At 69.5% G+C, this 5,012-nt stretch carries 4 protein-coding genes; 3 read left to right on the forward strand and 1 reads right to left on the reverse strand.

Annotated elements, in window-relative coordinates:
- Positions 1-168: 168 nt before the first annotated feature.
- Both OXS49_RS32490 and OXS49_RS32495 read left to right on the forward strand, forming a co-directional pair.
- On the forward strand, positions 169-1,620 hold the full coding sequence (locus OXS49_RS32490) for a Do family serine endopeptidase (RefSeq protein WP_267428639.1): 1,452 nt from the start codon (positions 169-171) through the stop codon (positions 1,618-1,620).
- Positions 1,621-1,680: 60 nt separating this feature from the next.
- Positions 1,681-3,024: a replication-associated recombination protein A gene (locus OXS49_RS32495; protein WP_267428640.1), complete on the forward strand. Its 1,344-nt coding sequence runs from the start codon at positions 1,681-1,683 to the stop codon at positions 3,022-3,024.
- 268 nt (positions 3,025-3,292) lie between these two features.
- On the opposite strand, the gene OXS49_RS32500 is transcribed toward OXS49_RS32495, so the two are convergent.
- On the reverse strand, positions 3,293-3,757 hold the full coding sequence (locus OXS49_RS32500; protein ID WP_244004383.1) for an Lrp/AsnC ligand binding domain-containing protein: 465 nt from the start codon (positions 3,755-3,757) through the stop codon (positions 3,293-3,295).
- A gap of 237 nt (positions 3,758-3,994) precedes the next feature.
- Between OXS49_RS32500 and OXS49_RS32505 the strand changes: the two genes are divergently transcribed.
- Positions 3,995-5,005, forward strand: a complete 1,011-nt coding sequence (locus OXS49_RS32505; RefSeq protein WP_267428641.1) for a 1-aminocyclopropane-1-carboxylate deaminase — start codon at positions 3,995-3,997, stop codon at positions 5,003-5,005.
- Positions 5,006-5,012: the final 7 nt, after the last annotated feature.

The raw sequence follows: 5,012 nt of genomic DNA on the forward strand, positions 1-5,012 counted from the left end.
TGGACGTGCCGACAGGATCAGCTTGGCTGCACTTTGGTTCATCGCTCGCGCGGCTTGCGGCGACGGTGTCGTGGACCTGCCGCAATCGGCCTCGATAGCGTAGGGCTGCAGCGTGCGCCTCCGCTTCGTGTCCAGGACGGCGCGCGCCCTGACGTCGGAGCCCTCTGTATGCTGACTCGCCTCGCCCTGCCCGCCCTCGTCGCAGCCCTGCTGGCCGCCGGCCCGGCCACGGCTCAGATGGCGCGCACGGAGAGCGCGAAGGAGGGGGGTCCCGGCAAGGCCGTGCCCCTCAGCAAGGCCGACGTGCAGCTGTCCTTCGCCCCCGTGGTGAAGCGGGCCGCGCCCTCGGTGGTGAACGTCTACGCCTCGCACGTGGACAAGCGCTCCAGCGCGCGCTCCAGCGCCATGGAGGAGTTCATGCGCCGCTTCTTCGGCGAGCCGGAGGGCGGGCGCGGCCCCCGGGGCGAGCGGGCGCAGAAGTCCCTGGGCTCCGGCGTTCTGGTCGATGCCGACGGGCTTGTGATCACCAACAACCACGTCATCGACAACATGAACGAGGTGCGGATCGCGCTGGCCGACCGCCGGGAGTTCGAGGCGACGATCGTGATGCGCGACACCCGCACCGACCTCGCGGTGCTGAAGCTCAAGGATGTGCCGAAGGGCCTGGTGCCGATGCCGTTCGGCGATGCCGACGCCCTGGAGGTCGGTGACTTCGTGATGGCGATCGGCAACCCGTTCGGGGTCGGCCAGACCGTGACCCAGGGCATCGTGTCGGCGCTCGCCCGCACCCAGGTCGGCTCGGCGGACTACCAGTACTTCATCCAGACCGACGCGGCGATCAACCCGGGCAATTCCGGCGGCGCGCTGGTCGACCTGCGCGGCCAATTGGTCGGCATCAACACTGCGATCTACTCGCAATCCGGCGGCAGCCACGGGATCGGCTTCGCGATCCCCGTCGGCATGGTCAAGGCGGTGGTCGACGCCGCCCGCGACGGGGCCAGCATCGTGCGCCGGCCCTGGCTCGGGGCCCGTATCCAGAGCGTCACCCCCGACATCGCCGACAGCATGGGCCTCGACCACCCGACCGGCGTGCTGGTGGCGAGCCTGCAAGCCAAGAGCCCGGCCGACGAGGCGGGCCTGAAGCGCGGCGACCTGATCCTGACCGTGGACGGGCAGGAGGTGGCCGACCCGGAGGCGTTCGGCTACCGCTTCGCGCTCAAGGGCGTCCAGGGCCAGACCCGGTTCGGGATCCTGCGCGGCACGAACCGCCAGACCGTCACCGTCAAGCTGGCGCCCGCGCCGGAGACGCGCCCGCGGGACGCGCTCAAGGTGAAGACCCGCTCGCCGTTCCTGGGCGCCACGCTGGTCAACACCTCGCCGGCGGTGGCCGAGGAGATGCAGGTCGATTTCCCGGCCGACGGCGTGGCCGTGATGGCGGTGGACGAGAATTCCGTCGCGGCCCGGGTCGGGTTGCAGAAGGGCGACTTGATCGTGGCGGTCAACGGCGTGCCGATGGCGGCCACCAAGGATCTCGACCGGGTCACCCGCAACAGCCTCAACGCCTGGGAGGTCACGATCAACCGCAACGGCGAGGTCATCACCTCGGTGTTCGGTGGCTGATCCCCTGCCGTCGCGGGCACCCGGCTTGCGCCCCCGCCCAGGCCCGGTGTTGATGCGCGGATGTCCGACCTCTTCGCCTCCGCGGAGCCGCCCTCCGCGCCGGATCCCGACCGCACGCCCGGCCCCGAGACCGCCCGGCCCCTGGCGGACCGGCTGCGCCCGCAAACCCTCGCCGAGGTGGTCGGCCAGGAGCACCTGACCGGGGAGGGCGGCGCGCTCACCCGGCTGCTGCGGGGACGGACCCTCGGCTCGCTGATCTTCTGGGGACCGCCCGGCACCGGCAAGACCACGGTGGCGCGGCTGCTCGCCCAGGGCACCGACCTGCATTTCGAGCAGATCTCGGCGATCTTTTCCGGCGTGCCCGACCTGCGCAAGGTGTTCGAGGCGGCGCGCAAGCGCCGGGTGGCCGGGCAGGCGACTCTGCTGTTCGTGGACGAGATCCATCGGTTCAACCGGGCACAGCTCGATGCCTTCCTGCCGGTGATGGAGGACGGCACCGTCACGCTGGTGGGCGCCACCACCGAGAATCCGTCCTTCGAGCTGAACGCCGCGCTCCTGTCCCGGGCGCGGGTTCTGCTGTTCCGGGCCCTCGATCCGGGCGCCCTCGCGCGGCTGCTGGTCCGGGCCGAGGCGCTGACCGGGCAAGCCCTGCCGCTCACCGAGGAGGCCCGCGGCGTGCTGGTCCGCATGGCCGACGGCGACGGCCGCGCGGCCCTGACCCTGGCCGAGGAGGTCTGGCGCTCGGCTGGTCCGGACGAGACTCTCGACGCGGAAGCGTTGCAAGAGATCGTGCAGCGGCGGGCGCCGATCTACGACAAGGCCCAGGAGGGCCATTACAACCTGATCTCGGCGCTGCATAAGACCGTGCGCGGTTCCGATCCGGACGCGGCGCTCTACTATCTCTGCCGGATGCTCGATGCCGGCGAGGACCGGCTGTTCATCGCCCGCCGGCTGGTGCGCATGGCGGTGGAGGATATCGGCCTCGCCGACCCGCAGGCCCTGGTGGTGGCCAACGCCGCCAAGGACGCGTTCGACTTCCTCGGCAGTCCGGAGGGCGAGCTGGCCCTCGCGCAGGCGGCGATCTACCTCGCCTGCGCGCCGAAATCGAACGCGGTCTACGAGGCCTACAAGGCCGCGACCCGGCTCGCCAAGGAGGCGGGCTCCCTGCCGCCGCCCCGCACCATCCTCAACGCGCCGACCAAGCTGATGAAGCGGATCGGCTACGGCGAGGGCTACCGCTACGACCACGACGAGCCCGACGCCTTCTCGGGCCAGGATTACTGGCCCGACGCGCTGGGGCGCCAGCACCTCTACCAGCCGACCGAGCGCGGCTACGAGACCCGAATCGCCGAGCGGCTCGACCGGTGGGAGGCGTTGCGCAAGCAGCGGCGCGGGGCGGGGTAGAACGGAACCGCGAGGGATATGGCCTGCGCGCCGTCTCTTTCCCGGGCGCGGGGAGCGTCAGCGGAACGCGACCCGGATCCAGCACAAGACCACGCGCAGCGTCCGTATGCGCCGCCGCGATGCCATCATGTGCCGCTGCGCGGCGCTCTGTGTGCTGGATCCGGATCAGGTTCCGCTTCGCTGCACCTGTCCGGGAAAGGGATGCGCGTCGTCCGTTGCGATAAGCCCAGCGGTGGCCGCCGATACGGTCTGAAACTGGGTTCCTCGGTCACAGATCGAGGGGCGCGTTGTCGATCACCTCCTTCATGACGAAGAAGGTCCGGGTCTGGCGCACCCCCGGCAGGCCGATCAGCGTGGCGCTGTGGAGGCGGTTGAAGTCGGCCATGTCGGAGACCCGGATCTTCAGCATGTAGTCGAAGTCGCCGGCCACGAGGTGACAGTCGAGGAGCACAGGAATCGACCGCACGGCGGTCTCGAACTCCGAAAAGCTCTCGGGTGTGGAGCGGTCGAGCACGACGCCGACAAAGACGAGGGTGCCGCGGCCGACCCGGGCCGGATCGATCAAGGCCCGCACCGCCCGCACGAACCCCTCGGTAAACAGGCGCTGGATCCGGCGGTGGCAGGTGGCCGCGCTGGTGCCGACCCGCTCGGCGATCTCGGCATTGGCCATGCGCCCATCGACCTGCAGCAGCCGCAGGATCTTGTGGTCGATCCGGTCGAGCCCTAGGGACATGACGAATTCTTTCAGATTAGTCCGTCGATGCGGAGCTATCTGCCGTAAATTGCCGCGACGGCGCAAGCAGCAGGCATATCGCTCCCAAAGATCGAGAGCACCTTTCATCAAGGATCGGGTAGATTCTTCCTGCGCCTCGAAGACGGAGCCGGGCCTTCCCGCCCGCTCCCTCGGGGCCTCGCTTCGACGCATCCGGGGACGAGCCCCCGGGCGCGTCCCGAGACCCGGAGAGACCCGATGCTGGACACATTCGAGCGCTATCCCCTGACCTTCGGCCCGACGCCGATCGAGCCGCTCAAGCGTCTGACCGCCCATCTCGGTGGCGAGGTCGAGCTCTACGCCAAGCGCGAGGATTGCAATTCGGGCTTGGCCTATGGCGGCAACAAGCTGCGCAAGCTCGAATACATCGTGCCGGATGCCATCGCGAGCGGCGCCGATACGCTGGTGTCGATCGGCGGCGTGCAATCGAACCATACCCGCATGGTCGCCGCGGTCGCCGCCAAGATCGGGATGAAGTGCCGGCTGATCCAGGAGGCCTGGGTGCCCCACGAGGACGCGGTCTACGACCGTGTCGGCAACATCCTGCTGTCGCGGATCATGGGCGCGCAGACGCAGCTCGTGGATGACGGGTTCGACATCGGCATCCGCGATTCGTGGAAGCGCGCGCTCGCCGAGGTCGAGGCCGAGGGCGGCAAGCCCTACGCGATCCCGGCGGGCGCCTCGGTGCACAAGTTCGGCGGGCTCGGCTATGTCGGCTTCGCCGAGGAAGTCCGGAAGCAGGAGGCCGAGATGGGTCTGCGCTTCGATTACGTAGTGGTCTGCACCGTCACCGGCTCGACCCATGCCGGCATGCTGGTGGGCTTCTCGACGGACGGGCGCGCCCGCAACGTCATCGGCATCGACGCCTCCTGCACCCCGGCCCAGACCAAGGCCCAGGTCCTCGACATCGCCCAGAACACCGCCGCCCTGGTCGGCGCGGGCGACATCGTGGCCGACGACGTGGTGCTCAACGAGGATTACGCCTACCCGGTCTACGGCGTGCCCTCGCAGGAGACCGTGGAGGCGATCCGGCTCTCGGCCCGGCTCGAGGGGATGATCACCGACCCGGTCTACGAGGGGAAGTCGATGCAGGGCATGATCGACCTCGTGAAGAAGGGCTTCTTCCCGAAGGGCTCGAAGGTGCTCTACGCCCATCTCGGCGGCGCGCCGGCGTTGAACGGCTACAGCTACACCTTCCGCAACGGCTGAGGCGGAT

Source organism: Methylobacterium sp. GC_Met_2 (assembly GCF_026540795.1).
In the GTDB taxonomy this organism is placed as follows: domain Bacteria; phylum Pseudomonadota; class Alphaproteobacteria; order Rhizobiales; family Beijerinckiaceae; genus Methylobacterium.